At 65.2% G+C, this 23,910-nt stretch carries 19 protein-coding genes; 8 read left to right on the top strand and 11 right to left on the bottom strand.

Annotated elements, in window-relative coordinates:
- Together E4L98_RS00590 and E4L98_RS00595 are read right to left on the bottom strand one after the other, a co-directional pair.
- A partial coding sequence (locus E4L98_RS00590) for a condensation domain-containing protein (RefSeq protein WP_135199623.1) occupies nt 1-695 on the bottom strand: 695 nt, incomplete at its 3' end.
- On the bottom strand, nt 692-10,411 hold the full coding sequence (locus E4L98_RS00595) for a non-ribosomal peptide synthetase (protein WP_135199624.1): 9,720 nt from the start codon (nt 10,409-10,411) through the stop codon (nt 692-694). The genes E4L98_RS00590 and E4L98_RS00595, both read right to left, overlap by 4 nt.
- 290 nt (nt 10,412-10,701) lie before the next feature.
- Here E4L98_RS00595 and E4L98_RS00600 point away from each other — a divergent pair, with 290 nt between their 5' ends.
- On the top strand, nt 10,702-11,283 hold the full coding sequence (locus E4L98_RS00600; protein WP_135199625.1) for an acyl-homoserine-lactone synthase: 582 nt from the start codon (nt 10,702-10,704) through the stop codon (nt 11,281-11,283).
- A 53-nt stretch (nt 11,284-11,336) separates the two neighbouring features.
- Nucleotides 11,337-11,663: a hypothetical protein gene (locus E4L98_RS00605; protein WP_135199626.1), complete on the top strand. Its 327-nt coding sequence runs from the start codon at nt 11,337-11,339 to the stop codon at nt 11,661-11,663.
- Here the strand turns inward: E4L98_RS00605 and E4L98_RS00610 are convergent.
- Complete coding sequence (locus E4L98_RS00610; protein WP_167761238.1) at nt 11,660-12,361, bottom strand: helix-turn-helix transcriptional regulator; 702 nt, start codon at nt 12,359-12,361, stop codon at nt 11,660-11,662. The genes E4L98_RS00605 and E4L98_RS00610 overlap by 4 nt on opposite strands.
- A 149-nt stretch (nt 12,362-12,510) precedes the next feature.
- Between E4L98_RS00610 and E4L98_RS00615 the strand changes: the two genes are divergently transcribed.
- From E4L98_RS00615 to E4L98_RS00625, 3 genes are all read left to right on the top strand, one after another.
- Nucleotides 12,511-12,870 carry an acyl carrier protein gene (locus E4L98_RS00615; RefSeq protein ID WP_135199628.1) on the top strand — a complete coding sequence of 120 codons (360 nt, stop codon included), beginning with the start codon at nt 12,511-12,513 and terminating at the stop codon, nt 12,868-12,870.
- A gap of 125 nt (nt 12,871-12,995) precedes the next feature.
- A complete protein-coding gene (locus E4L98_RS00620) occupies nt 12,996-13,829 on the top strand; it encodes a 4'-phosphopantetheinyl transferase family protein (protein WP_135199629.1) in 834 nt (277 codons plus the stop codon).
- 21 nt (nt 13,830-13,850) lie between these two features.
- Nucleotides 13,851-14,594 (top strand): hypothetical protein, encoded by a 744-nt coding sequence (locus tag E4L98_RS00625; RefSeq protein ID WP_135199630.1) that lies wholly within the window; start codon nt 13,851-13,853, stop codon nt 14,592-14,594.
- 3 nt (nt 14,595-14,597) lie between these two features.
- Here E4L98_RS00625 and ruvB read toward each other — a convergent pair whose 3' ends face one another.
- The 3 genes from ruvB to ruvC are packed head-to-tail and all read right to left on the bottom strand — an operon-like array spanning nt 14,598 to nt 16,847.
- Nucleotides 14,598-15,653, bottom strand: coding sequence for a Holliday junction branch migration DNA helicase RuvB (gene ruvB, locus E4L98_RS00630; RefSeq protein WP_135199631.1), 1,056 nt, complete (start codon nt 15,651-15,653; stop codon nt 14,598-14,600).
- Between the two features lie 40 nt (nt 15,654-15,693).
- Nucleotides 15,694-16,272, bottom strand: coding sequence for a Holliday junction branch migration protein RuvA (gene ruvA / locus E4L98_RS00635; protein ID WP_135199632.1), 579 nt, complete (start codon nt 16,270-16,272; stop codon nt 15,694-15,696).
- Between the two features lie 20 nt (nt 16,273-16,292).
- Nucleotides 16,293-16,847, bottom strand: coding sequence for a crossover junction endodeoxyribonuclease RuvC (gene ruvC / locus E4L98_RS00640; protein ID WP_135199633.1), 555 nt, complete (start codon nt 16,845-16,847; stop codon nt 16,293-16,295).
- A 105-nt stretch (nt 16,848-16,952) separates the two neighbouring features.
- On the opposite strand from ruvC, the gene E4L98_RS00645 reads away from it, so the two are divergent.
- The 3 genes from E4L98_RS00645 to E4L98_RS00655 all read left to right on the top strand — a co-directional run bounded on the left by E4L98_RS00645 (nt 16,953) and on the right by E4L98_RS00655 (nt 19,157).
- A complete protein-coding gene (locus E4L98_RS00645) occupies nt 16,953-17,879 on the top strand; it encodes a LysR family transcriptional regulator (protein WP_135199634.1) in 927 nt (308 codons plus the stop codon).
- Nucleotides 17,880-17,994: 115 nt separating this feature from the next.
- Nucleotides 17,995-18,399, top strand: coding sequence for a nuclear transport factor 2 family protein (locus E4L98_RS00650; protein WP_135199635.1), 405 nt, complete (start codon nt 17,995-17,997; stop codon nt 18,397-18,399).
- A gap of 80 nt (nt 18,400-18,479) precedes the next feature.
- Nucleotides 18,480-19,157, top strand: coding sequence for a carboxymuconolactone decarboxylase family protein (locus E4L98_RS00655; protein ID WP_135199636.1), 678 nt, complete (start codon nt 18,480-18,482; stop codon nt 19,155-19,157).
- An 18-nt stretch (nt 19,158-19,175) separates the two neighbouring features.
- Here E4L98_RS00655 and E4L98_RS00660 read toward each other — a convergent pair whose 3' ends face one another.
- The 5 genes from E4L98_RS00660 to E4L98_RS00680 form a co-directional block, all read right to left on the bottom strand.
- Nucleotides 19,176-19,886: an SDR family NAD(P)-dependent oxidoreductase gene (locus tag E4L98_RS00660; RefSeq protein WP_135199637.1), complete on the bottom strand. Its 711-nt coding sequence runs from the start codon at nt 19,884-19,886 to the stop codon at nt 19,176-19,178.
- Nucleotides 19,887-20,092: 206 nt separating this feature from the next.
- The gene (gene purH, locus E4L98_RS00665) at nt 20,093-21,679 is read right to left on the bottom strand and encodes a bifunctional phosphoribosylaminoimidazolecarboxamide formyltransferase/IMP cyclohydrolase (RefSeq protein WP_135199638.1); all 1,587 of its coding nucleotides are present in this window, start codon (nt 21,677-21,679) and stop codon (nt 20,093-20,095) included.
- An 87-nt stretch (nt 21,680-21,766) separates the two neighbouring features.
- Nucleotides 21,767-22,000, bottom strand: a complete 234-nt coding sequence (locus E4L98_RS00670; RefSeq protein ID WP_135199639.1) for a helix-turn-helix domain-containing protein — start codon at nt 21,998-22,000, stop codon at nt 21,767-21,769.
- Between the two features lie 110 nt (nt 22,001-22,110).
- On the bottom strand, nt 22,111-23,127 hold the full coding sequence (dusB, locus tag E4L98_RS00675; protein WP_135199640.1) for a tRNA dihydrouridine synthase DusB: 1,017 nt from the start codon (nt 23,125-23,127) through the stop codon (nt 22,111-22,113).
- A 134-nt stretch (nt 23,128-23,261) separates the two neighbouring features.
- Nucleotides 23,262-23,909: a histidine phosphatase family protein gene (locus tag E4L98_RS00680; RefSeq protein WP_135199641.1), complete on the bottom strand. Its 648-nt coding sequence runs from the start codon at nt 23,907-23,909 to the stop codon at nt 23,262-23,264.
- Nucleotide 23,910 lies beyond the last annotated feature (1 nt).

Here is a 23,910-nt window from a genome sequence, read left to right on the forward strand (position 1 = left end):
ACATCGCCCTGCAGCCAGCCGCGCTGCCATGCGGCATAGTCGGCGTACTGGATCGCCAGCGGCGGCAGCGGATCGGCCTGCCCCTGGCTGAAGGCCGCGTACAGGGTACTGATTTCACGGACCAGCACACCGACCGACCAGCCATCGGAGATGATGTGGTGCTGCGTAATCAGCAGCACATATTCGTCTTCCGCGAGGCGCAGCAACTGGCCGCGGATCAGCGGACCTGTGGCCAGATCGAACGGCTGCACCGCTTCGTCGTCGGACAGGCGCTGCACGGCGCACTGCTGCTCGTTGCCAGTCAGATGACCCAGGTCCATCTCGCTCAGCGCGAAGCCGACATCTGGCGCGGCGATCTGCTGCAGCGGCTGGCCTTCGGCGCCGGCAAACGTGGTGCGCAGGCTTTCATGACGGGCCACGACGCGGTCCAGCGTCGCCTTCAGTGCGGCTTTATCCAGGCGTCCGTTCAGCCACAACTGCGCCGGCATGTGATAGGCAATGCTGGCGGCGCGATCGAGTTCGGTCAAAAACCACAGGCGCTGCTGCGCGTAGGACAAGGCCAGCGGCTGGCCGCGGTCGACGGCAGCGATGCGCTCCTGCTGCTGCGCGGACGACTGGTTTTTCATACGCTGTTGCAGACGCTGGATCAGGATCGCTTGCTGCAATTTCTGCAGCTCGGTATGCGCTTGGTTCATTTTTGGGTCTCTTCATTCAGAATGGCCAGCAATTCGCTTTCGGACAGGTTGCCCAGTTCGTTCTTCATCTGCTCCATTTCCTCGCCCATGAAGCGTGCAAACTGCAGCGTGGTAATGGCGTCGGCCAGACGGCTCAGCACCGGATTCGCGAACAGGTCGGTCAACGACAGCTCGACTTGGCAGCTTTCGCGCACACGTCCCAGCAGCTGGACCGCCATCAGGGAATGCCCGCCCAGTTCGAAGAAATTGTCGTGACGGCCGACGCGCTCGAGGCCCAGCAGCTCCTGCCAGATCGCCGCCAGCACCTGTTCGGTGTCGCTGGCCGGCGCCTCGTACTCTTGCGCCACGGAGGCCGACGGATCGGGCGCCGGCAGCGCCTTGCGGTCGATCTTGCCGTTGGCATTGAGCGGGAACACGTCCAGCACGACGAAGGCGCTCGGCAGCATGTAATCGGCCAGGTGCGCCGACAGCTGCTGGCGCAGATCGCCGCCGGCCAGCACGGCGCCCGGCTGCGCGGTCAGGTACGCCACCAGTCGCTTGTCGCCCGGCTGGTCTTCACGCATCAGTACCAGCGCTTCGCGCACACCGTCGCAAGCCATCAGGCGCGCTTCGATCTCGCCTGGCTCGATGCGGAAGCCCCGGATCTTGACCTGAAAATCGTTACGGCCAATGAACTCGATATTCCCGTCCGCCAGCCAACGCGCCACGTCGCCGGTCTTGTACAGGCGGGCGTCCGGACGACGGCTGAAGGGATCGGCCACGAAGCGCTCGGCCGTCAGCTCCGGACGATTCAGGTAGCCGCGCGCCACGCCCGCGCCGCCGATGTACATCTCACCCGCCACACCCACCGGCACCGGCTGCATGTGGCTGTCGACGATGTATACCTGTGCATTCGCCAGCGGTGCGCCGATCGGCAGCGTGTAGGCGTCATCCTCGATGCCGGGGATGTCGAAGGTGGTGGCGAACGTGGTGGTCTCGGTCGGGCCGTAGCAGTGCACGAAGTGCTGTGGCGCGGCGTGGCGTGCCACCTGCTTGATGCGGCTCAAATCCGTCTTCTCGCCGCCGAACAGCACGTAGCGCATGCTCGGCAACAGCGCTTCCATGGCCTGCGCATACTGGTTGAACAGGGCAATGGTCATGAAGGTGGCGGTGGCGCCGCCTTCGGTCAGCGTGGATGTGAACTGCTCGGGATCGAGCAGCACCGCCTGCGGCACCACCAGGACGTGCGCGCCGTTGAGCAGGCCGCACCACACTTCCCAGGTCGAGGCGTCGAACGCCGGATTGGCGCAATGGACGATGCAGTCATCCGGACCGATGTCGGCGAACGAATTGTTGATCACCAGTTGCACGACATTGCGGTGCTCCACCATTACGCCCTTCGGCACGCCGGTGGAGCCTGAGGTGTAGATCACATACGCCAGGTGGTGCGAGGCCAGCCCGATCTGCGCCGCATCCAGATTGAATTGCGGCTGGGCGGCGATGGCGGCGGCATCGGCCGCGCTGTCGATCACGATGGTGCGCACGCCGGCGGCCGGCAGGCGGCCGGACAGCGAAGTTTGCGTCAGCAGCGCCACCGGCGCGCTGTCGGTCAGCATTGCGGCCAGACGGTCGGCCGGGCTGCTCGATTCGAGCGGTACGTAGGCGGCGCCGGCCTTGAGGATGCCGAGCCAGCCGACCACCATTTCGCTGCTGCGCTCCATGCAGATGGCGATGCGGTCGTCCGGCCGTACCCCCAGACCACGCAGATGATGGGCCAGCTGGTTGGCGCGGCGGTTCAACTCGGCATAGCTCAGCGTCACGCCCTCGTACACCACAGCGGTGGCATCCGGACGCAGTTCGGCCTGATGTTCGAACAGCTGGTGGATCAACTTGTCCTGCGGGTAGTCGCGCGCGGTGTCGTTAAAGGACAGCAGCACCAGGCGGCGCTGGGCTGCGGTTAATATCGGCAGACGGCTGACGGCCATGGCGTCATTCGCCACCATCGACGCCAGCAGCGTATCCAGATGCATGGCGTAGCGCTGGATGGTCGACTCGTCGAACAGATCGCTGGCATATTCGATTTCGCCGGTGATGATGTCGCCCTCGTCCTTCAGCATCAGACTGAGGTCGAAGCGGGTGGTGGCGTGCGCCTGCGCGATCGTGCCGGCCTCCAACCCAGGCAGCTGCAGGCCGTCTTCGCCGATGCCGCTGTCGAGATTCAGCGCGACCTGGAACAGCGGGCTGTAGCCCATGCTGCGCGCCGGCTGCACCGCTTCCACCACCTGCTCGAACGGCAGATCCTGATGCTCGTAGGCGGCCAGCGTGTCGGCCTTGACCTGGGCCAGCAGCTGCGCCACGTTGACCCCGTCCTGCAGGCGTACACGCAGCGCCAGCGTATTGACGAAGAAGCCGATCAGGCTTTCGGTTTCAGTGCGCTGGCGGTTGGCCACCGGCGTACCGATCACCACATCGTCCTGTCCCGACAGGCGCGCCAGCAAGGCGGCCCAGCCGGCCAGCAGCGTCATGAACAAGGTCGTACCGTGCTGCTGGCTCAGGGATTTCAGGCCGGAGGTCAAGCTGGCGTCCAGCGTCAGCGACACGCTGCCGCCGGCATAGCTCTGGCGTGCCGGGCGTGGGCGGTCGGTCGGCAGTTCCAGCAGCGTCGGCGCGCCGTGTAGCTGCCGTTTCCAGAACACGCCTTGCGCCCGCACCGCGGTTTCCTGCAGCCAGCCGCGCTGCCAGGCCGCGTAATCGGCATATTGCAGCGCCAGCGGCGGCAGCGGGTCGGGATTGCCCTGACTGAAGGCGGCGTACAGGGCGCTCAGTTCGCGCAACAGGACGCTCATCGACCAGCCGTCCGAGATGATGTGGTGCTGGGTGATCAGCAGCGCATGGTCGTCGTCGGCCAGGCGCAGCAGCTGGCCGCGCGCCAGCGGGCCGGCGCTCAGGTCGAAGCGGCGTGCGGCTTCCTCGGCGCCGATGTCGGCCAGCGCGCGTTCGCGTTCGTAGCCGGGCAGCTGGCTCAGATCGCGCTCGTTCAGGCTGAAGCCCGCATCCGGCGCGGCGATCAGTTGCACCGTCTGACCGCCGGTTTCGGCAAAGGTGGTGCGCAGGATTTCGTGGCGGGCGACGATGCGGTCCAGCGCCGCCTTCAGTGCGGTCTTGTCGAGCCGACCGCGCAGGCGCAGCGCCGCGGGCATGTGGTAGGCGGCGCCGGCGGCGGAGTCGAGACGGTCCAGGAACCACAGGCGCTGCTGCGCATGCGACAGCGCCAGCGGCTCGGTGCGCGGCACCGGCACGATGGCGCTCTGTACGGCGTCGCCGGCACCTGCGACGGCGGCGGCAAACGCCGACAGCACCGGTTGCTGGAACAGCGTGCGCAGGCTCACATCACGGCCCAGTTGCTGGCGCAGGCGCGCCATCAGCTGTACCGCCAGCAGCGAGTGGCCGCCCAGTTCGAAGAAGTGATCGTGACGGCCGACGCGCTCGATCTTGAACATCGACTGCCAGATGGCGGCCAGCGCGGTTTCGATCGCGCCCTGCGGCGCCTCGTAGGCACGCTGCGCCAGCGCCGCCTGCTCCGGCACCGGCAGCGCGCGGCGGTCGACCTTGCCGTTCGGCGTCAGCGGGAAATGCTCGATCAGCACGAAGGCGGAAGGCAGCATGAAGTCGGCCAGGTGCTGCGCCAGTTGCGTGCGCAGGCTGGCCGCTTCCAGTGTGGCGCCGTTCTGTGCGGTCAGGTAAGCGATCAGGCGCTTGTCGCCGCCGGCATCCTGGTGCGCCAGCACCAGCGCCTCCTTGACGCCGAAGCAGGCCGCCAGGCGGGTTTCGATCTCGCCCAGTTCGATGCGGAAGCCGCGGATCTTGACCTGGAAATCGTTACGGCCGATGAATTCGACATTCCCGTCCGGCAGCCAGCGCGCCAGGTCACCGGTCTTGTACAGACGGGCGCCCGGCACGCCGCTGAAGCGGTCGGCGACGAAACGCTCGGCGGTCAATGCGTCGCGGTTCAGGTAACCGCGGGCGACGCCGGCGCCGCCGATGTACAGCTCACCGGCCACGCCGACCGGGGCCGGCTGGTGATGGCGGTCCAGGATGTACAGGCGGGTGTTGGCGATCGGCCGGCCGATCGGCAGCACGTGGGCGCGCGCGATCGTCTCGTTCACCTCAAAAGTGGCGGTGAAGGTGGTGGTTTCGGTCGGGCCGTAGGTGTGCACCAGATGGCGCGGACGGCTGTCGCGGAACACTTGCGCCACCGTGGTCAGGTTGGCCTTGTCGCCACCGAACAGCAGGTAGTCGAGGCGGCTGAAGGCTAGTGCCAGCGGCTCGGCGTACTGGTGGAACAGGCCGGCGGTCAGTTGCAGGATGGTGGCGCCCTCCCGCGCCAGCAGGCGGCCGAAGGCGACCGGCTCCAGCAGCTCATCCTGGGTGACGATCAGCAGCTTGGCCCCGTTCAGCAGCGCGCCCCATACTTCCCAGGTCGAGGCATCGAAGGCCGGATTGGCGCAATACACCATGCAGGATTGCGGATTGATGTCCACGCAGGGTTCATTGATCACCAGTTGCAGCACGTTGCGGTGTTCGATCATCACGCCCTTCGGCATACCGGTGGAGCCGGAGGTGTACACCACGTAGGCCAGGTGGGCCGCGCTCAGGCCGATGGCGTCGGCGCCGATGTTGGTGTCGGGCCGCGCCGCCAGCGCCTGCAGACCGGCCGGAGCATCGGTGACGAACAGCGGCACGTCGCCCGGCGGCAGCAAGGACGCCTGCGCGGACTCGGTCAGGATGACGGCCGGCGCGCAATCATCGATCATGAAGGCCAGACGGTCGGCCGGGTAACCGGGATCCAGCGGCACATAGGCGGCGCCGGCCTTGAGGATGCCGAGCCAGCCGATCAGCATGGCGCTGCTGCGTTCCATGCAGATGGCGACGCGGTCGTCCGGCTGCACGCCCATGGCGCGCAGCTGGTGCGCCAGCCGGTTGGCGTGGCGGTTCACTTCATCGTAGCCGAGGCGTTCGCCCTGGTACACCATCGCCACCGCATACGGACGGATCTCGGCCTGCTCTTCGAACAGCTGGTGAATCAGCTTGTAGTCGGGGTAGTCGCGCGCGGTGTCGTTGAAAGCCGTCAGCAGCTGCTGTTGCTGGCCCGCGGTCAGCAGCGCCAGACGGCTGACGGTGGCGCTGTCGTCGGCCGTCATGGCGCGCAGCAGGGTTTCCAGGTGCACGGCCAGGCGCTGGATGGTGGCGGCATCAAACAGGTCGCTGGCGTATTCGATATAGCCTTCCAGCACGGCGCCGCTGTCCAGCTCCTTGTGCGACAGCGCCAGGCTCAGGTCGAAGTGGGTAGTGATGTGCGCCGGCTCCAGCATTTCGATGTCCAGATCGCGCAGGTGCAGCGTGCGGTCGCCGGGGGCGTTGTCGAGATTGATCAGCGCCTGGAACAGCGGGCTATGGCTCATGCTGCGTACCGGCTGTACCGCTTCCACTACCTGTTCGAACGGCAGTTCCTGGTGCTCGTAAGCGCCCAGCGTATGGGCCTTGACCCGCGCCAGCAATTGCGCCACGCTGGGGTCGTCCTCCAGCCGCACGCGCAACGCCAGCGTGTTGACGAAGTAGCCGATCATGCCTTCCAGCTCGGCGCGTGGACGGTTGGCCACCGGTGTGCCGATCACCACATCGTCCTGGCCCGACAGCCGCGACAGCAGCGCCGCCCAGCCGGCCAGCAGGGTCATGAACAGGGTCGCGCCATGACGCTGGCCCAGCGCTTTCAGGGCGGCGGTCAGTTCGGCGTCGAAGCGCAGCGTGACGGCGCCGCCGGCGTAGCTCTGCTGCGCGGGACGCGGGCGGTCGGCCGGCAGTTCCAGCAGTGCCGGAGCGCCGCTCAGCTGTTCCTGCCAGAAGGCGCTCTGCCGCGCCAGCACGTCGCCCTGCAGCCAGCCACGTTGCCAGGCGGCGTAGTCGGCGTACTGGATCGCCAGCGGCGGCAGCGGATCAGCCTCGCCCTGCGAGAAGGCGGCATACAGCACGCTGATTTCCCGCACCAGCACGCCGATCGACCAACCGTCGGAAATGATGTGGTGCTGGGTAATCAGCAGCACGTGTTCATCTTGCGCGAGGCGCAGCAGCTGGCCGCGGATCAACGGTCCGGCGGTGAGGTCGAAACGCTGGATGGCTTCGTCGTCGGCCAGGCGCTGCACGGCGTAATCGCGCTCATGGCCGGACAGATGGCTGAGGTCATGGGTCAGCAACGCGAAGCCGGCGTCCGGCGCGGCGATGATCTGCACGGTCTCGCCGTCGGCGTCACCAAAGCGGGTGCGCAGGCTGGCGTGGCGCGCGACGATGCGGTCCAGCGCAGCCTGCAAGGCTTGCCGGTCCAGGCGGCCCTGCAGGCGCAGCGCGGCCGGCATGTGGTAGGCGGCACCGGCGGCATGGTCGAGCTGGTCCAGGAACCACAGGCCCTGCTGGGCGAACGACAGCGGCAGCGGACGGCTGTCGTCGGCCGCCGTCACCCGATGGTGCACGCTGGCCGGCGCGGCGCCGACCACGGCGGCGAACGCCGCCAGCGTCGGCTGCTGGAACAGCGTGCGCAGGTTGACTTCGCGTCCCAGCTGCTGGCGCACATGGGCGGTCAGCTGCGCCGCCAGCAGGGAATGGCCGCCCAGTTCGAAGAAGTGGTCGTCACGGCCGACGCGCTCCAGTTTGAGCAGCGTCTGCCAGATGCCGGCCACGGTGGTTTCGGTCTCTCCCTGCGGCGCCGCGTAGGCGCGCGCGACCACGGCAGCCTGGCCCGGCGCCGGCAGATGATGGCGGTCCAGCTTGCCGTTCGGCGTGCGCGGTAGCGCGTCCAGCAGCACGAAGGCACTCGGGATCATGTAGTCGGCCAGGTCGTGCGCCAGCGCGGCGCGCAGTGCGGCCGGTTCCAGCCGGACATCCGGCTGCGCGGCCACATAGGCCACCAGACGCCGGTCGCCATCGGCCACGGCGCGCGCCACCACCACCACTTCGCGCACGCCGGCGCAGGCGGCCAGGCGCGCTTCGATTTCGCCCGGCTCGACGCGGAAGCCGCGGATCTTGACCTGGAAATCGTTGCGGCCAATGAATTCGATGTTGCCGTCGGGCAGCCAGCGCGCCAGGTCGCCGGTCTTGTAGAGACGCGCCTGCGGCTGGCCGTTGAACGGGTCGGCGATGAAACGTTCGGCGCTCAGTTCGGGGCGTTTCAGGTAGCCGCGCGCCACCCCTTCGCCGCCGATGTAGAGCTCACCGGCAACGCCGATCGGCACCGGCTGCAGCTGGCGGTCGAGGATGTGGATGCGGGTGTTGGCCAGCGGCCGGCCGATCGGCGTCGCACCGCTTGCGGCGGCAATGGCGGGTACCTCGGCGGCACGCGCGATGGTGGAATCAGCGATGGCGCCGGGGGCGCTGGCAGGCGTAGCGGCCGGGCCGGCGGCGCACAGATAAGCGGTGGCGCAGACCGTCGCTTCGGTCGGGCCGTAGGCATTGAACAGGCGGTAGCGGCTGCCCCAGTGCGCGGCCAGCGCCGGCGGCAGCGCTTCGCCGCCGACGATCAGCGCCTGCAGCTGCCCCAGTGCAGCCTCGCGCGGCAGTGCGGCCAGGGCCGCCATGGGCAGGCTGACATGGGTAATGGCATGCTGCCGCAGCGTCTGCGCCAGCGGTTCGCCCGGCATCAGCTCATGCGCCGGCGCCAGCTGCAGACGCGCACCGCTGCACAGCGCCATCACGATTTCCGATACGCAGACGTCGAAGCTGAACGAAACGAACTGCAGCACGTTGCTCCGCGGCGTCACGCCGAACAGGCGGATCAACGCATGCGCCAGGTTACACAGGCCGCGATGGTGGTTCATCACGCCCTTGGGCTGGCCGCTGGAGCCCGAGGTGTAGATCACATAGGCCAGATCGCTGGCCTGCAGACCGACCGGCGACGGATCGGTGTCGGCGCAGGCGGCCAGCGCCGCATCGGCATCGTCGACCAGCACGGTGGGCAGCGTGGTCGGCACCAGTGCGCGCAGCGATTGCTGGGTGATCAGCGCCACCGGTTCGGCATCGGCCAGCATATAGTCCAGCCGTTCCGGCGGGTAGGCCGGGTCCAGCGGTACGTAGGCGGCGCCGGCCTTCCACACCGCCAGCACGGCCTCGATCATGGCCACGCCGCGCTCGAGACAGATGGCGATGCGCTGGTCCGGCGCCGCGCCCAGCTGGCGCAGATGGTGAGCCAGCCGGTTGGCGCGCGCATTCAGTTCGCCGTAGCGAACCGTCCGGTCCTGCCAGGCCAGTGCCACCGCCTGCGGACAGGCCGCGGCCTGCGCCTCGAACAGCTGGTGTATCAGTTCGCCGCGCGGCCAGGCCGCTTCGGTGGCGTTGAATTCGACCAGCAGCTGGCGGCGCTCCTGCTCGTACATCAGCGGCAGCTTGGCCACCGGCGTCTGCGCATCGGCCACGGCGGCTTCGATCAGCAGCGCGATGCGGGTCTGCATCTTCTGCACCTCGCCGTGGGAGAACAGCGCGGTGTTGTAGTTGAAGTCGATGATCACATCCTCGCCCGGATGGTGATTGCGGATCACCACCGCCAGCGGCGCGTGCTCATAGCCGTTGTCCATCGGGATCAGACGCGCCGCTGCGCCGCCCAGTTCACCGCAGGTGTTGAACATCAGGTTGGACAGAGTGATGTCGAACAGCTGGCGGCGGCCGTTCTGCGCCAGCTTCAGGTGACGGTTGATCTCGGCGATCGGGAAGCGTTGGTGACGATAGCAGCGGCGCAGCTCGGCCGCCACTTCATCCAGCAGGGCGCCGAACGGTTGCGCCGGGTCGACGCGCACGCCGACCGGGCTGGCCGACGAAAACATGCCGATCGTCTGTTTCTGGCGCGCCGTGGCGCGGTTGTGCACCGTCACGCCGATCACCACTTCCTCGGCGTCCTGGATGCGCGCGAAGTAGGCGCCCAGCGCCGCCAGGATCAGATGGGTGATGCCGTGCCCCTTGGCGGCGGCAAATTCGTTGTAGCGGTCGAACTGCGCGCGCGGCACGTTCCAGCGCACCTGTTCGCTCAGCGCCAGCTGCCCGGACGCGCCCTCGTCCGGCTGCGGGAACAGCGGCGCCGGCAGATGCGCATAGCGTTCGCACCAGAACGCGCGGTCGCGCTCGTAACGCGGCGAATCCAGGTAGGCGCGGTCGTCGGCCACGAATTCCAGATAGGACGGGCCGGCTTCGGTCTGCGCCTGCGGGTCGGCCAGCAGGCGGTTATAGGCGGCCGCCACCGCGTGCAGCATGTTGGTCACGCCCCAGCCGTCGGTGGCCAGGTGGTGGAAGCAGTTGAACCAGTAGCATTCGCTCTCGGTGCGCACCAGGCGCGTATCCCACAGCAGGTCTTTCGACAGATCGAAGCTGCGGCGGAACGCGTGCTCCATATAGGCGCGCGCCTCGGCGTCGGCGTCCGGGCCGGAGAAGTCGACCACCGGCAGCGGGATGGCGACCGATGCCGGGAAATACTGCAGCGCGATGCCCTGCTCTTCACGCAGCGCCAGTCGCAGGGCGTCATTGGCCAGCGCCACCTGATGTATCGCCTGCTGCAACACGTCCGCCCGCACCTGGCCGCGGATGTGCCAGGCCATGCCGATGTTATACAGCGGCAGTTCCGGGTGCAGCGCCTGGTCCAGCCAGATCACCTGCTGCACCGACGACAACGGGGACAGCTGTTGGGAGGAATCCGTATCCGACATGATGCAAACCTTTCTGTATGCGCCGCGGGTGCCGCGCCAATGAAAGGCATTACATCAAAACCGCGTGTTTATTTTTACTAACAAGTTTGCTAGTTCGGCACGGTTGTAGCGCACCTGCACAAATTCCGCCAAGCGTACCTAGGAGGTCTGATAGGTTGTGGCACCCTTTTCACTAGCTGGTCCGCCAGTTATCCGGCTTAGCCAATTTGCATAAAGTAGCCACATCGAACGCAGCAATTCAGCGACGACATCAGCGTAGTAGCGAACTCTCAACCTCAAGGAGAATGACCATGTACTCGATGATTCAGATTGGCCAGCGTAACAAATTCACCCGCATCGAACTGCGCGACATCCACGTCCTGCGCGCCAAGGTCTTCCGTGACCGCATGGGCTGGGAAGTGCCGATCCTGGGCGGCATGGAAATCGACGGCTACGACGCGCTGGAACCCCACTACATGGTCATCCGCAACGATGCCCAGCGCATCTGCGGCTGCTGGCGCATCCTGCCGACCATGGGCCCGTACATGCTGAAAGACACCTTCCCGGAACTGGTGCAGAACGGCACGCTGCCGGAAGATGAAACCGTGTGGGAGCTGAGCCGCTTTGCGATCGAGACCGAAGGCGACAACCGCTACGGCTTCGCCGAGCGCGCCAAGGAAGCGATGCGCGGCATCGTCAACTTCGCCGACGAACAGGGCATCAGCAAATATGTGACGGTGACCACCACCGCGGTCGAGCGCCTGCTGCGCCACGCCGGCGTCGAGACCACGCGCATGGGGCCGCCGCTGCAGATCGGCGTGGAAAAAGCGGTGGCGCTGGAAATTCACCTGGGCCAGAAAACCCGCACCGCCCTGTTCGGTGCCTACCATTGACCGGCAGCGCGGCACGCGGCGGTGCAGTCGCGCCGCGTGCTGCAGGAGTGATCATGAACAAACCAATGATGGAGCAGCGCGCGACGGATGCGCGCACTGCGCCCCGGCGCATCGTGCTGGCGCCAGGCGACGAGGAGTTGCACTGGATTACCCAGCGCGACAAGTATCTGATACGCGATTTCCGCCACGTGATGCGCGAGAACCAGACCGCGTTCTGGCGCCGCTTCGGCGTGACGCAGACGCGCGGCAGCCGCTTCGAACGCGGCAAGGCCATGCCGCTGCCGGTGCTGATGCTGGTGCGCCTGTATCTGAAGCGCGTGATCAGCGACGCCGACCTGCTGCAGGTGCGCGCCGCGGACGACGCCGACGGCCCGCTCTAACCCGGCAGCGTGATCAGGCCGAAACGGATCGCCTTGATCACCACGTCGTTGCGGCGGCTGACGCCGAACTTGGTGCGCAGATTTCCGATGTGGAAGTTGACGCCGGCTTCCGAGATGCTGAGGATGCGGCCGATTTCCCACGCGGTCTTGCCGGCCGCCATCCACTGCAGGCAATCGAGTTCGCGCGCGGTCAGCGCCGGCACTTCCTGGCTGGGCGGCGGCGCGTGCATGTACGGGCGCATGGTGTCGAAGGCGAGGTCGCGCAACAGGGTCAGCTGACCCAGCTGCTGATGCAGATCGTTGATGAAACCGTTGCCGGGCGCCTGGTCGCGCACGCAGGTCAGCATGCCGATCTCGCCGCTGGAGCCGTGGATCGGCAGCGTCACGCCGGCCTTCAGGCCGTGGGAAGACGCTTCCTCGTACAGCGCGTGCTGCTGGTCGCCCTGAAACGATTGCGGCATCCAGATAAAGGGCGAACTGGCCTTGAAGCAGTGCTCGACGGTGGGATCGGCGGCGCGCAGGTTGTCGCGGTCATACTGTTCGCGCCAGCGGGTCGGATAGTTGCTGCGCATGTAGACATCGGACAGGCTGACCTTGGGCTGCGGGATGACGGCAAACATCACCCGGTCGAAGCCCAGTCCCTGCACGCCCGACTGCAGGCGCAGGATCGCATCGGCTTCGCAGGAAGCATCCGTCAATGATTCAAAAAGGCCGGAAAACCCGTTTATCATACCGTCAGCCATGCGCTTTTCCCCAGTTTTAGAGTCTGTCTTTTTCAACACATCTTCAACTTCCTTTACTTTAACATGATGAAAATCTTTAAATAAAGAGAATATAAATAGATAACATGGAAATCGCCAAAATCGCTCAACTTGCCGCTAAAGTGCTCTATCTTGAAGACGAACCGCTCGATGTGAGCAAATCGCTGTTTCAGACTTACCACATGTCCAGACTCGATTACGTCGATTTTGCAAGCGAGCTGCAACTTGCATCCGGCAAGCAATTCGATCCTGACCAGCTGTGGCCGATCAACGGCATGTTGAATCAGCCCGCGCTGTACCAGGCCGGGGGCTGGACCGAGGCCGGCCGCGCCGCGCTGGCGCGCCTGTTCGACGGTCACGCCGAGATCCCGGCCGGCGCGGCGCCCGCTACGCTGCAGGGCATGTTCACGGTCGAATACGTGGCGCACCGTCTGCGCGCCCTGTAGGGACCACGCCGGGGGACGATGTTGCCTGCTCCCGGCCTGCTAGTGGAACTATCAGAACTACTAGTTACCACACGGCAGCGTAGATCGGATAATCGGGCCATCGTTTTCACCGACAACGCCGCCTCATGTCTCACGCACGCCTGTGGCCTGATACTGCCCGCATCGATCCACGCGCTTATCCTGTCCAGGACGCCGTGGCAGTTTATCTGCTCGAACTGGATATTCCGCCACCGCTGGCCCAGCTGCCGCAGTACCTGTCCTACCTGGCGCCAGCCGAGGGTGCGCGCTGGCGCGGCATCCGTCCCGCCGAACGCCAGTGGCAATACCTGCAGAGCCGGGTACTGCGGCGGGTGCTGCTGGCCGCCTACACCGGACGCGAGGCGGCGCGGCTGCATTTCGCCCGCGATGAATGGGGACGGACGCTGGTGGCCGATCATCGGGCGCTGTATTTCAGTCTGACGCAATGCGCCAGCCATGTGGCGATCGCACTGGGCAGCCAGGCCGCGCTCGGTCTCGACGCCGAGACGGTGTTCCCGGTACGCCCCAGTTTCCTGCAGATCGCCCGCAGCCAGTTCAGCCAGGCCGACCTGCTGCAGATCTTGACCTGTCCCGAGCCGCGACGCTATGGCCGCTTCCTGGAATTGTGGACGCTCAGGCAGGCGTATCTGAAGGCGCTGGGACGCGGCCGCGCCAAGTCCCTGTCGGATCTGAGTTTTTCGCGCGCCAGCTCCGGCCTGCTGCTGTGCCGCGATCGCACGCCGCAGCCCACGGCCATGCCGCCGATGGCGTTCCTGAGCGAAAAGTGGGTCAACAGCTGTCAGCTCGCGCTGGCTTACCGCGCCGGCCAGCCGGTCAGCCTGCACTACCTGAACGGCAGCCAGCTGCGCCAGGACTGGCCGCACACGCAAGCCGGCAGCGAATATCCGCGGCGCGCAGCCTGGCCGCCACCGCTGTCGTAACCAACCTATAGAGGTCACACCATGAAACGCATCGCACAGATCGGTTTGTTATGTTTGCAGTGCCTGCTGCATCCCGCCTCGGCCCAGGACAGCGATCCGAATGTCGCGGCCGTGGTGGTCAGCAGCAGCAAGGATCCGGACTGGAAGACTTACCGCGCCTTCAGCGCCGGGCTGGATGTGTTCGACGAACAGCGTCGGCTGGCGCCGGCCGCGACGCTGCGTTTCGTGCTGTTGCCGAAGGCGGCGCAGGCGTCGCTCAAGGACATCAAGCTGCGCATTGCCGGCGACGATTTCAGCATTCCGGTGCCGGTGGCGCAGGACGGCACCTTCAGTGTGCCGCGCAGCGAGCAGGCGAGCAAGGGCGATGCCGATCTGATGCTCAACCGCCGGCCGGGCACCTTCCGCTGGCGGCCGGACATCCGCAGCCCCGGCGTGCCGGCCAACGCGCGCCGCCTCGGCGACCTGCGGCTCGAGTGCGCGGTGCGCTGGGCGATCGAGCAGTACGAGACGCCGTATTTGATACGCAAGCTGTTCTACGCGGCCGGCCAGCCGTGCCTGACGTCGAAGATCAAGGTCGACTATATGGCGCCGCGGCCGATCGCCGCCATGTACCTGGTCTCGGGCGAGCGCCGCACGCGGCTGGCGGACGATCTGCTGGAGGAAGGCGGCAAGGTCTACGTGGTACCGGTGCACGACCAGAGCTGGCCGGACGACGCCCTGCTCGAATTCGAATTCGCGCCGTACTGGCAGGCCTCGGTCAAATAACGCTTACAGATCCCACAGCTCGCCGTTGGGGTTGGTGCGCGGCGGGTTGACGCCGAAGTGCTTGTAGGCGGCGGCCGTGGCCACGCGGCCACGCGGCGTGCGCTGCAGGAAGCCCTGCTGGATCAGGTAAGGTTCCAGCACGTCTTCGATGGTGTCGGCCGCTTCGCCGATGGCGGCGGCCAGGTTGCCGATGCCGACCGGCCCGCCGCCGAATTTGTACAGCACCGCTTCCAGCAGCTTGCGGTCCATGACGTCGAAGCCGACGGTGTCGACGTCCAGCATGACCAGCGCGGCATCGGCGATAGATTTGGTGATGGCGCCATCGGCCTTCACTTCCGCGTAGTCGCGCACGCGGCGCAGCAGGCGGTTGGCGATACGCGGCGTGCCGCGCGCGCGGCGGGCGATTTCGTGGGCGCCCTCCTGGTCGATGCTGGCCTTCAGCAGCATGGCGCTGCGCGTGACGATTTTGGTCAGCTCGGCGGTGGTGTAGAACTCCAGTCGGGCGACGATGCCGAAGCGGTCGCGCAGCGGGTTGGTCAGCATGCCGGCGCGGGTGGTGGCGCCGACCAGGGTGAACGGCTGCAGGTCCAGCTTGACCGAGCGCGCGGCCGGCCCCTCGCCGATCATGATGTCGATCTGGTAGTCTTCCAGCGCCGGGTACAGGATTTCCTCGACCACCGGCGACAGGCGGTGGATTTCGTCGATGAACAGGACGTCGTTGGCTTCCAGGTTGGTCAGGATCGCCGCCAGATCGCCGGGGCGCTCCAGCACCGGGCCGGAGGTCTGACGCAGGTTGACGCCCATCTCGCGGGCGATGATGTTGGCCAGCGTGGTCTTGCCCAGGCCGGGCGGGCCGAACAGCAGTGTGTGATCGAGCGCCTCGCTGCGCTTGCGCGCGGCGGAGATGAAGATTTCCAGCTGATCGCGGATCTTGGCCTGACCGACATATTCATCGAGCAGCTTGGGCCGCAATGCGCGTTCGATCGCTTCTTCGTTCGGCGAGGACGGCGCGGCATCGATGATGCGCTGCTCGGTAAAATTGTCGGTCTGTATGCTCATACAGGTATTTTACCCTGCCTTGAGCGCACGCCGCCCGATTTTAGCCCTTGGACAGGGCTTTCAGGGCTTGCTTGATACCGTCGGAGACACTGGCGCCGGCCGGGACGGATTTCAGCGCCAGCAGCGCTTCCTTGTCGGAGTAGCCCAGCGCCAGCAGGGCGTTGAGGATGTCGGATTGCGAATCCGGCGCGGCATGCGCGCCGCCGGCGCCGATGTCCGCGCCCAGCTTGCCCTTGAGTTCCAGCAGCAGGCGTTCGGCCGTCTTCTTGCCGATGCCCGGCACCTTGATCAGCCGGCCCGACTCCTGCAGTGTCACCGCCTGCGCCAGGTCGGCGATCGACATGCCGGACAGGATCGACAGCGCGGTACGCGCGCCGACGCCGGTGATCTTGATCAGCTGGCGGAATACGGCGCGCTCCTCGGCGTTGCCGAAGCCGTACAGCAGGTGCGCATCCTCGCGGATCGCCTGGTGGGTGAACAGCACCACCTTCTCGCCCACGCCGGGCAGATTGTAGAAAGTGCTCATCGACACATCGACTTCATAGCCGACGCCGCCGACGTCGACCAGCAGTTGCGGCGGATTTTTTTCGAGCAGAATTCCGGAGAGACGTCCGATCATGGGGAGACCTTATAAAGTGTTCAGCCGACCAGGCGACCGCGGCGCAGGCGCAGTCCGGCCAGCGGGCTGCTGGCCGTGGCGGCACTGGTGCCGCCGGCGATCAGGGTCAGCGTTTCGCGGCTATGGGCGTGGCAGATGGCGATGCCCAGCGCATCGGCCGCATCGGTGCCAGGCAGGCCGGGCAGCTGCAACAGCCGCGCCACCATGTCCTGCATCTGCGCCTTCACCGCGCGGCCGGTGCCGACCACTGCCTGCTTGATTTGTGTTGGTGAATATTCGGCCACGCTGAGTTCGGCCGTCACCAGCGCGCAGATCGCCGCGCCGCGCGCCTGGCCCAGCAGCAGCGTCGATTGCGGATTGACGTTGACGAACACCTGTTCGATCGCCGCGCAATCGGGGCCGTAGGTGCGCGCCACCTGGCCCACGCCGTCAAGGATGACCTTGAGGCGGGTCGGCAGGTCGCCCTCGCCGCTCTTGATGGTGCCGGAGGCGATGTAGCGCAGCTTGCTGCCCTGCTTGTGTATGACGCCAAAGCCGGTCGTACGCAAGCCAGGGTCGATGCCGAGAATAATCATCCACGGATTGTATGCAGTAAAGAAAAACCCCGCAAGCTTTGCCGCCCTGGCCGGCGCGCCCGGCTGGTATATAGTGCTGTTTTACTTACGATTGCCCAGTCCGTCATGCAAGTCCAGACCTTACGTTATTTTCTGATGGTCGCCACCACCGGCAGTTTCCTTGCCACCGCGCGCCACTTCGCGGTGCCGGCATCGTCCGTGTCGCGCTTCATTGCGTCGCTGGAAAAGGAACTGGGACAGCAACTGTTTTACCGCAGCACGCGCGCGGTGCGGCTGACCGAGCAGGGGCAGCGCTACTACGCGCAAGTGCGCCAGGCCGTCGAACTGCTCGACGGCGCCGCCGAACAGTTCGACCACGGCGCCAATCCCATGCACGGCCTGGTCAGGATCAACGCCGGGGAATCGCTGGGCCGGCTGCATATCGCCAACCTGGTCAACCAGCTGCAAGCGCGATATCCCGACCTGCTGGTCGAACTCAGCCTGAGCAATACCTTCGTCGACCCGGTACAGGAAGGCGCCGATATCACGGTGCGCGTGGGGCGGCTGGTGGATTCCGGCCTGATCGGCAAGGTGGTGTGCGCGCAACGCTATGTGCTGGCGGCCAGTCCGGCCTACCTCGCGCTGCACGGCACGCCGCAAACGCCGGAAGACCTGCTGCAGCACAATTGCCTCTTGTACAAAGGCGTGCATGAACCGCAGCGCTGGCACTTCCGTCATGCCGCCGAAGCGCCGTACGAGCCGCTGGTGGTGAGCGGTTCGCTACGCAGCAATAATTCCGAGGTGCTGATCAATGCCGCGATCGCGGGGCGCGGCGTGGTGCTGTTCCCCAACTGGCTCTACCCGCCGGCTAGCTTCCAGGACGGCCGGCTGGTGTGGCTGCTGGCCGACTGGCAAATGTCCGCCTACGCGGACGACATCTACATTCAGATCCTGTCGCCGGAAAACCGGCTGCGTTCGCAAAAGGTGCGCGCGGTGTCCGCCTTCCTGGTGGACGCGATCGGCACGCCGCCGTACTGGGACGCTTTGGTATAGCCGGCCAAAATGCAGTTTCCGCAAAATTGAAATGCCGTGGCGACGGATTGTCCGGCGCAGAGGATAGACCTATTATTTTTCCTGTCTTCCACAGGAAAATTACAGGAGTACCTCCATGAACACCTCGCATATCACCGACTATTTCAAGGCTCTGAGCGACAAGAATACCCAGGGCATCTTGCCGCATCTGGCCGACAACATCGTGCTGCTCGGCCCGATCTTTCCTGAACCCACGGTAGGACGGGACGCGGTGGTCCAGATCCTGTCCGGCTTCCTTGCCACCATCGACACGCTGGAAGTCAAGCTGACGTTTGCCTCGGACCGCGACGTGGCGGTGTTCTTCAGCTTCTCCTGCAAGGGCATCACGGTGAAGGGCAACGAGCATCTTCATCTGGATGAGAACGGCTTGATCGATCACATCGAAGTCGCATGGCGCCCGCTGCCTGACGCCGTGCTCATCCAGGAAATCTTCGCGCACAAACTGGGCTTCGAGCCGATGCGCCTGGTCCCGGCCGTGTGATCTTTTTGCCGACAGGCCCAACTGGGCAGCGTGCGCCATCACCGGCGGCGCTGCCCTTTTTATTTACAGGAGTGAACATCATGATGAGTTCAAACGCGCCATCGACGGCACTGGAACGCTACACGGCACAGGTGTTGCTGGGCGATGTGTGGCAGCGTCCCCTATTATCCATGCGCGACCGCGCCATCGTCACCATGGCCGTGCTGATTGCCCGTAACCAGAGCACGCAGCTGCCGCCTTACCTGGAACGCGCGCTCGATCACGGCGTGCGCCCCAGCGAGATATCGGGCCTGATCGCGCACCTTGCGTTCTACTCGGGCTGGGCCAACGCGCTGGCCGCGGAAGATGTCGCGCGCCCTATCTTCGCACGACGCGGTATCGATGCGGGCGAGCCTGCCCCGGCCGCACTGCTACCCCTGGACGAAAGCGCCGAGCAGCGGCGCCACGCCATCGTCGAACGCAAATTCGGTGCCGTCGCGCCGGGCCTGGTGCAGCTGACCAGCGACGTGATCTTCCGGGATCTGTGGCGGCAACCGGCACTGTCGGTACGGGACCGTTGCCTGGTGACGATAGGTTCGGTGATTGCGACTGCCCAGACGGCACAACTGGCGTTTTACCTGAACCGCGCGATGGACAATGGCGTTAGCCGGGCGGAACTGTCGGAAGTGATGACGCAGGTGGCGTTCTACTCAGGCTGGTCGAGCGTCTATACGGCGCTGGCGGTGATGAAGGAGGTATTCGAGGGCCGGCCTGACTGACCGGCCCGGTTAGCGTAGTTAGCGGCCGGCGTGCTGGCCGCCGTCCACGTGGATGATTTCACCGGTGACGAATTCCGCGGTTTCCAGGAATGCGATCGCGCTGGCCACTTCGCCCGCATCACCAATGCGGCCCAGCGGATGGTATTTGCCGAAGAACTGCAGATTTTCTTCCGCGTGCATCGGCGTGCGGATCACGCCTGGCGCGACCGCGTTGAAGCGGATGCGACGGTCGGCGTACTCGATCGCCAGCGCGCGGGTGGCGGCGTTCAGGCCGCCCTTGGTCAGGCCCGCCAGGCCGGTGTAAACACCGCCGCTCATGCCATTGTCGATGCTGCCGGTCACTGTCACCACATGGCCGCCCGCCTGCTTCTCGATTTCTCCCAGCGCCAGCTGGGTGATGTGAAAGAAACCGGCCATGTTCACGTTCATGATCGCGTTGTAGTCCTCGACGCTGAACGCGGTGAACGGCTTGCCGATGTAGATGCCGGCATTGTTGACCAGCGTGTCGACACGGCCGAAGCGCGCCACCGCTTCCGCCACGATGCGTTGCGCGGTGGCGCGGTCGCCGATGTCGCCGGCCACAGTCACGATGTCAGGATCGTCGGACGGTTTGATCGTGCGTGAAGTGGCGACGACGCGATAGCCCAGCTGGCGGTATGCCTTGACGATTTCCGCGCCTATGCCTTGCGATGCACCGGTAACGATGGCGACTTTTTGCGATGTGCTCATGCTGTTGCTCCTTGAGGATAAGTTGGTATCGATAAGAACTCGACGTAAAAATAATAAGGTCGTCGATGCCCTGCAACAATCCGTCGGGACAGCATTTCATTTTTGCGAAAACCGCATTTAGCGCGCGGCATAAAAAAACCCCGCGCGCCGGCCAGCGGCGCACGGGGTCGATCAGCATGCGGCGGCGTGGCCGCAATGGCAGACGATCAGTGGCGGAAGTGACGGGTGCCGGTGTAGACCATCACCACGCCGCGCTCGTCGGCGGCGTCGATCACTTCCTGGTCGCGCATCGAGCCGCCCGGATGGATAACGCAGGTCGCGCCCGCATCGACCACCACGTCCAGACCATCGCGGAACGGGAAGAAGGCGTCCGACGCCACCACCGAGTTCGCCAGCGACAGGCCGGCGTTCTGCGCCTTGATCGAGGCGATGCGCGCCGAATCGATGCGGCTCATCTGGCCGGCGCCCACGCCCAGCGTCATGTTGTTGCCGCAGAAGACGATGGCATTCGACTTGACGTACTTGGCCACGCGCCAGGCGAACATCATGTCCTGCAGTTCCTGCTGGGTCGGCTGCTTCTTGCTGACCACCTTGATGTCGGCCAGCAGCACGTTTTTCGAGTCGGCCGACTGCACCAGCAGGCCGCCGCCGACGCGCTTGAAGTCCATGGCGTTGACGCCATTACCGAGCGGGATTTCCAGCAGGCGTACGTTCTGCTTGGCCGACAGGATCTGTTTGGCTTCGGCGGTGAACGACGGCGCGATCAGCACTTCCACGAACAGCTTGGCCAGCTCGGTGGCGGCCGCGCCATCGACTTCCACGTTGAAGGCGATGATGCCGCCGAAGGCCGAGGTCGGGTCGGTCTGCAACGCGCGCTTGTACGCTTCCACCGCGTTGGCGCCCAGCGCCACGCCGCACGGGTTGGCGTGCTTGACGATCACGCAGGCCGCCGACTGGTCGAAGCCACCCATGCTCTTCACGCATTCCCACGCCGCATCGGCGTCGGCGATGTTGTTGAACGACAGTTCCTTGCCCTGCAGCTGCTTGTAATTGGCCAGCGCGCCTTCAGTCTTCACCACGTCGCGGTAGAAGGCGGCCGACTGGTGCGGGTTTTCACCGTAGCGCATGTCCTGCACTTTTTCGAAGGCCACGTTGAGCTTGGCCGGATAGGCGCTGCGGCTGCCGTGCGCGCGGGTTGCATCCAGGCTGGTCAGGTAATTGGCGATGGCGCCGTCGTACTGCGCGGTATGCGAATAGACCTTGGTGGCCAGCATGAAGCGGGTGTCGTAGCTGACGTAGCCGGGCGCGTTATCGGTGGTTTTCATTTCCGCCAGCACCACGCCGTAGTCGGCCGGATCGCAGATCACCACCACGTCCTTGTGGTTCTTGGCGGCGGAACGCAGCATGGCCGGGCCGCCGATGTCGATGTTCTCGATGGCGTCGTCCAGCGTGCAGGTATCCTTGGCCACGGTGGCCTGGAACGGATACAGATTGACCACCACCATGTCGATGGTCGGGATGTCGTGCTCTTGCAGCTTGGCCACGTGCTCGGGGAAGTCGCGGCGCGCCAGAATGCCGCCGTGGACTTTCGGGTGCAGCGTCTTCACGCGGCCGTCCAGCATCTCCGGGAAACCGGTGTAGTCGGCAACTTCGGTCACGGGCACGCCGTTGTCGGCCAGCAGTTTGGCGGTGCCGCCGGTCGACAGGATGTTGACGCCCATGGCGGACAGCGCGCGCGCGAAGTCCAGCACACCGGTTTTGTCGGATACGGAGATGAGAGCTTGTTTAATCATGGCTATGTATGACCAGGTGGTTAAGTAATTCGGTGACGGCCGGCATTGCGGCCATCCCAGCCACACATGCCGGATAGAACGGGCGCTTTACAGCAGGCCGTGTTCCTGTAATTTCTTGCGCAAGGTATTGCGGTTGATGCCCAACATCTGCGCGGCGTGCGATTGATTGCCGTCCGCCCGCGTCATGACCACTTCCAGTATCGGCTTCTCGACGGTCAGCACGACCATGTCGTAGATATTCGATGCCTGCTGTTCGCCCAGGTCGTTGAAGTATTCTTCAAGGCTCTTCTGAATGACTTCCTGGATACTTTCTTTGCTCATTTTTTGTCGTTCGGCTAATTAATCTGTTGTTGCTGGCAAATCCTTCCAGCTCGTGACTGGAAACGTTTGCCCTTCTGATAATGGGGCTTTTTTAGTGCTCTTCTGGACGCTCAGGCGGCCTGCAACTCTTCAGCGAGGCGGTATTGTAACCGTTCGCCGTATCGCCACTGCGATTCGAAGAATTGGTCTACGGCAATCAATTGTTCTTCCGTGGATACAAGCAGGTTCATACGCTGACGGAATTCTTCGCCGCCTTCGAGGTCGCGCACGTACCAGCCGATGTGCTTGCGGGCCGTGCGCACGCCCAGGTAGTCGCCGTAGAAGGCGTAGTGGGCGCGCAGGTGTTCATCCATCAGCGCACGCACTTCGTCCACATAAGGCGCCGGCAAATGCTTGCCGGTGCGCAGGTAATGGTCGATCTCGCGGAAGATCCACGGCCGGCCTTGCGCGGCGCGGCCCACCATCACAGCGTCCGCACCGGTGTAATCCAGAACGAATTTGGCTTTTTCCGGCGAGGTAATGTCGCCATTCGCCACCACCGGGATTGAAACCGATTTCTTCACGGCCGCGATGGTGTCGTATTCGGCGTCGCCCTTGTAGCCATCGGCGCGCGTGCGGCCGTGCAGGGTCAGCATGGCGATGCCGGCGTCCTCGGCGATGCGGGCGATCTTCAGCGCGTTCTTGTTTTCGCGGTCCCAGCCGGTGCGGAACTTCAGCGTGACCGGCACGTCGACCGCGCCCACCACCGCATCGACGATGCGCTTGACCAGCTCCTCATCCTGCAGCAGCGCCGAGCCGCACCAGGCGTTGCATACCTTCTTGACCGGGCAGCCCATGTTGATGTCGATGATCTGCGCGCCGCGCTCGACGTTGAAGCGCGCGCAATCGGCCAGATCCTTGGGATCGGCGCCGGCGATCTGCACCGCCTTCGGTTCCATCTCGCCGGTGTGGTCGGTACGGCGCGAACTCTTTTCCGTCGCCCACAGACGCGGGTTGGACGCGGCCATCTCGGACACCGCATACCCCGCGCCGAGCTCCTTGCACAGCTGGCGGAAAGGGCGGTCCGTCACGCCCGCCATGGGGGCGACGAAAACGTTGTTGCGCAGTAAATGAGGGCCGATTTGCACTTGCAATACCTGAAAGCGGGAAGAAGGAACCTTCTATTTTAACCGAAGGACTGCTCAAATAATAAGCACTATTTTTTATTAAATCGGCAAACGTGCAGGTTTGCCGTTATGAGTGGAAGTTTCCGCAGGGTATTTTAGCCCACGTCATCCATGGCCAAGGACAGGTGGCCGACCTCTCCCCAGCTAGTCAGCACTAACTTGCCTTCGGTCGCGGCGAAGCGGTTGATGCTGGCATTTTTCACCTGGAAATCGCGCGGACTGTCGAGCTGGATGCCGCGCGCGGCCCGGTAGGCGCACTCCAGTACCCCGCCGTGCGCCACGACCGCCACCGTCTGGCCCGGATGGCGCGCGGCCACCGCATGCAGCGCGGCGATGGCACGCTCGTAGAACTGGCGGAAGCTTTCGGCCAAGCGCTCGCCGGCCGGCATGACGGAATCGACATCGCGCGCCTGCCACAAGGCGAAGTCGGCCGGATATTCGTCCTGGATGTCCTGGTACAGCATGCCCTCGAACGCGCCGTAGGCACGTTCGCGCAGATGGGCGTCGGTCTGCAACGTGATGCCGGGGTGCGGCGCCGCCACCGCCTGCGCGGTCTGCACGGCGCGTTGCAGGTCGCTGGAAACGATGGCGTCCAGTTTTTCGGCGGCCAGCGCGCGCGCCAGCGCGGCGGCCTGGCGTTCGCCCTCCGCGTTCAGCGGGATATCGATATGGCCCTGCAGGCGGCGCACGGCGTTCCATGCCGTCTCGCCGTGGCGGATCAGCAGAATAGTGGTGTGGTTCATG

Origin of the sequence: Duganella callida (assembly GCF_004614165.1) — a bacterium.
In the GTDB taxonomy this organism is placed as follows: Bacteria; Pseudomonadota; Gammaproteobacteria; order Burkholderiales; family Burkholderiaceae_D; genus Rugamonas; species Rugamonas callida.

Bases quoted from the DNA above. Each gene is read 5' to 3' on its own strand.
- E4L98_RS00595 (WP_135199624.1), bottom strand. From the start codon at position 10,411: ATGTCGGATACGGATTCCTCCCAACAGCTGTCCCCGTTGTCGTCGGTG.
- E4L98_RS00600 (WP_135199625.1), top strand. From the start codon at position 10,702: ATGTACTCGATGATTCAGATTGGCCAGCGTAACAAATTCACCCGCATC.
- E4L98_RS00605 (WP_135199626.1), top strand. From the start codon at position 11,337: ATGAACAAACCAATGATGGAGCAGCGCGCGACGGATGCGCGCACTGCG.
- E4L98_RS00615 (WP_135199628.1), top strand. From the start codon at position 12,511: ATGGAAATCGCCAAAATCGCTCAACTTGCCGCTAAAGTGCTCTATCTT.
- E4L98_RS00620 (WP_135199629.1), top strand. From the start codon at position 12,996: ATGTCTCACGCACGCCTGTGGCCTGATACTGCCCGCATCGATCCACGC.
- E4L98_RS00625 (WP_135199630.1), top strand. From the start codon at position 13,851: ATGAAACGCATCGCACAGATCGGTTTGTTATGTTTGCAGTGCCTGCTG.
- ruvB (WP_135199631.1), bottom strand. From the start codon at position 15,653: ATGAGCATACAGACCGACAATTTTACCGAGCAGCGCATCATCGATGCC.
- ruvA (WP_135199632.1), bottom strand. From the start codon at position 16,272: ATGATCGGACGTCTCTCCGGAATTCTGCTCGAAAAAAATCCGCCGCAA.
- ruvC (WP_135199633.1), bottom strand. From the start codon at position 16,847: ATGATTATTCTCGGCATCGACCCTGGCTTGCGTACGACCGGCTTTGGC.
- E4L98_RS00645 (WP_135199634.1), top strand. From the start codon at position 16,953: ATGCAAGTCCAGACCTTACGTTATTTTCTGATGGTCGCCACCACCGGC.
- E4L98_RS00650 (WP_135199635.1), top strand. From the start codon at position 17,995: ATGAACACCTCGCATATCACCGACTATTTCAAGGCTCTGAGCGACAAG.
- E4L98_RS00655 (WP_135199636.1), top strand. From the start codon at position 18,480: ATGATGAGTTCAAACGCGCCATCGACGGCACTGGAACGCTACACGGCA.
- E4L98_RS00660 (WP_135199637.1), bottom strand. From the start codon at position 19,886: ATGAGCACATCGCAAAAAGTCGCCATCGTTACCGGTGCATCGCAAGGC.
- purH (WP_135199638.1), bottom strand. From the start codon at position 21,679: ATGATTAAACAAGCTCTCATCTCCGTATCCGACAAAACCGGTGTGCTG.
- E4L98_RS00670 (WP_135199639.1), bottom strand. From the start codon at position 22,000: ATGAGCAAAGAAAGTATCCAGGAAGTCATTCAGAAGAGCCTTGAAGAA.
- E4L98_RS00680 (WP_135199641.1), bottom strand. From the start codon at position 23,909: ATGAACCACACCACTATTCTGCTGATCCGCCACGGCGAGACGGCATGG.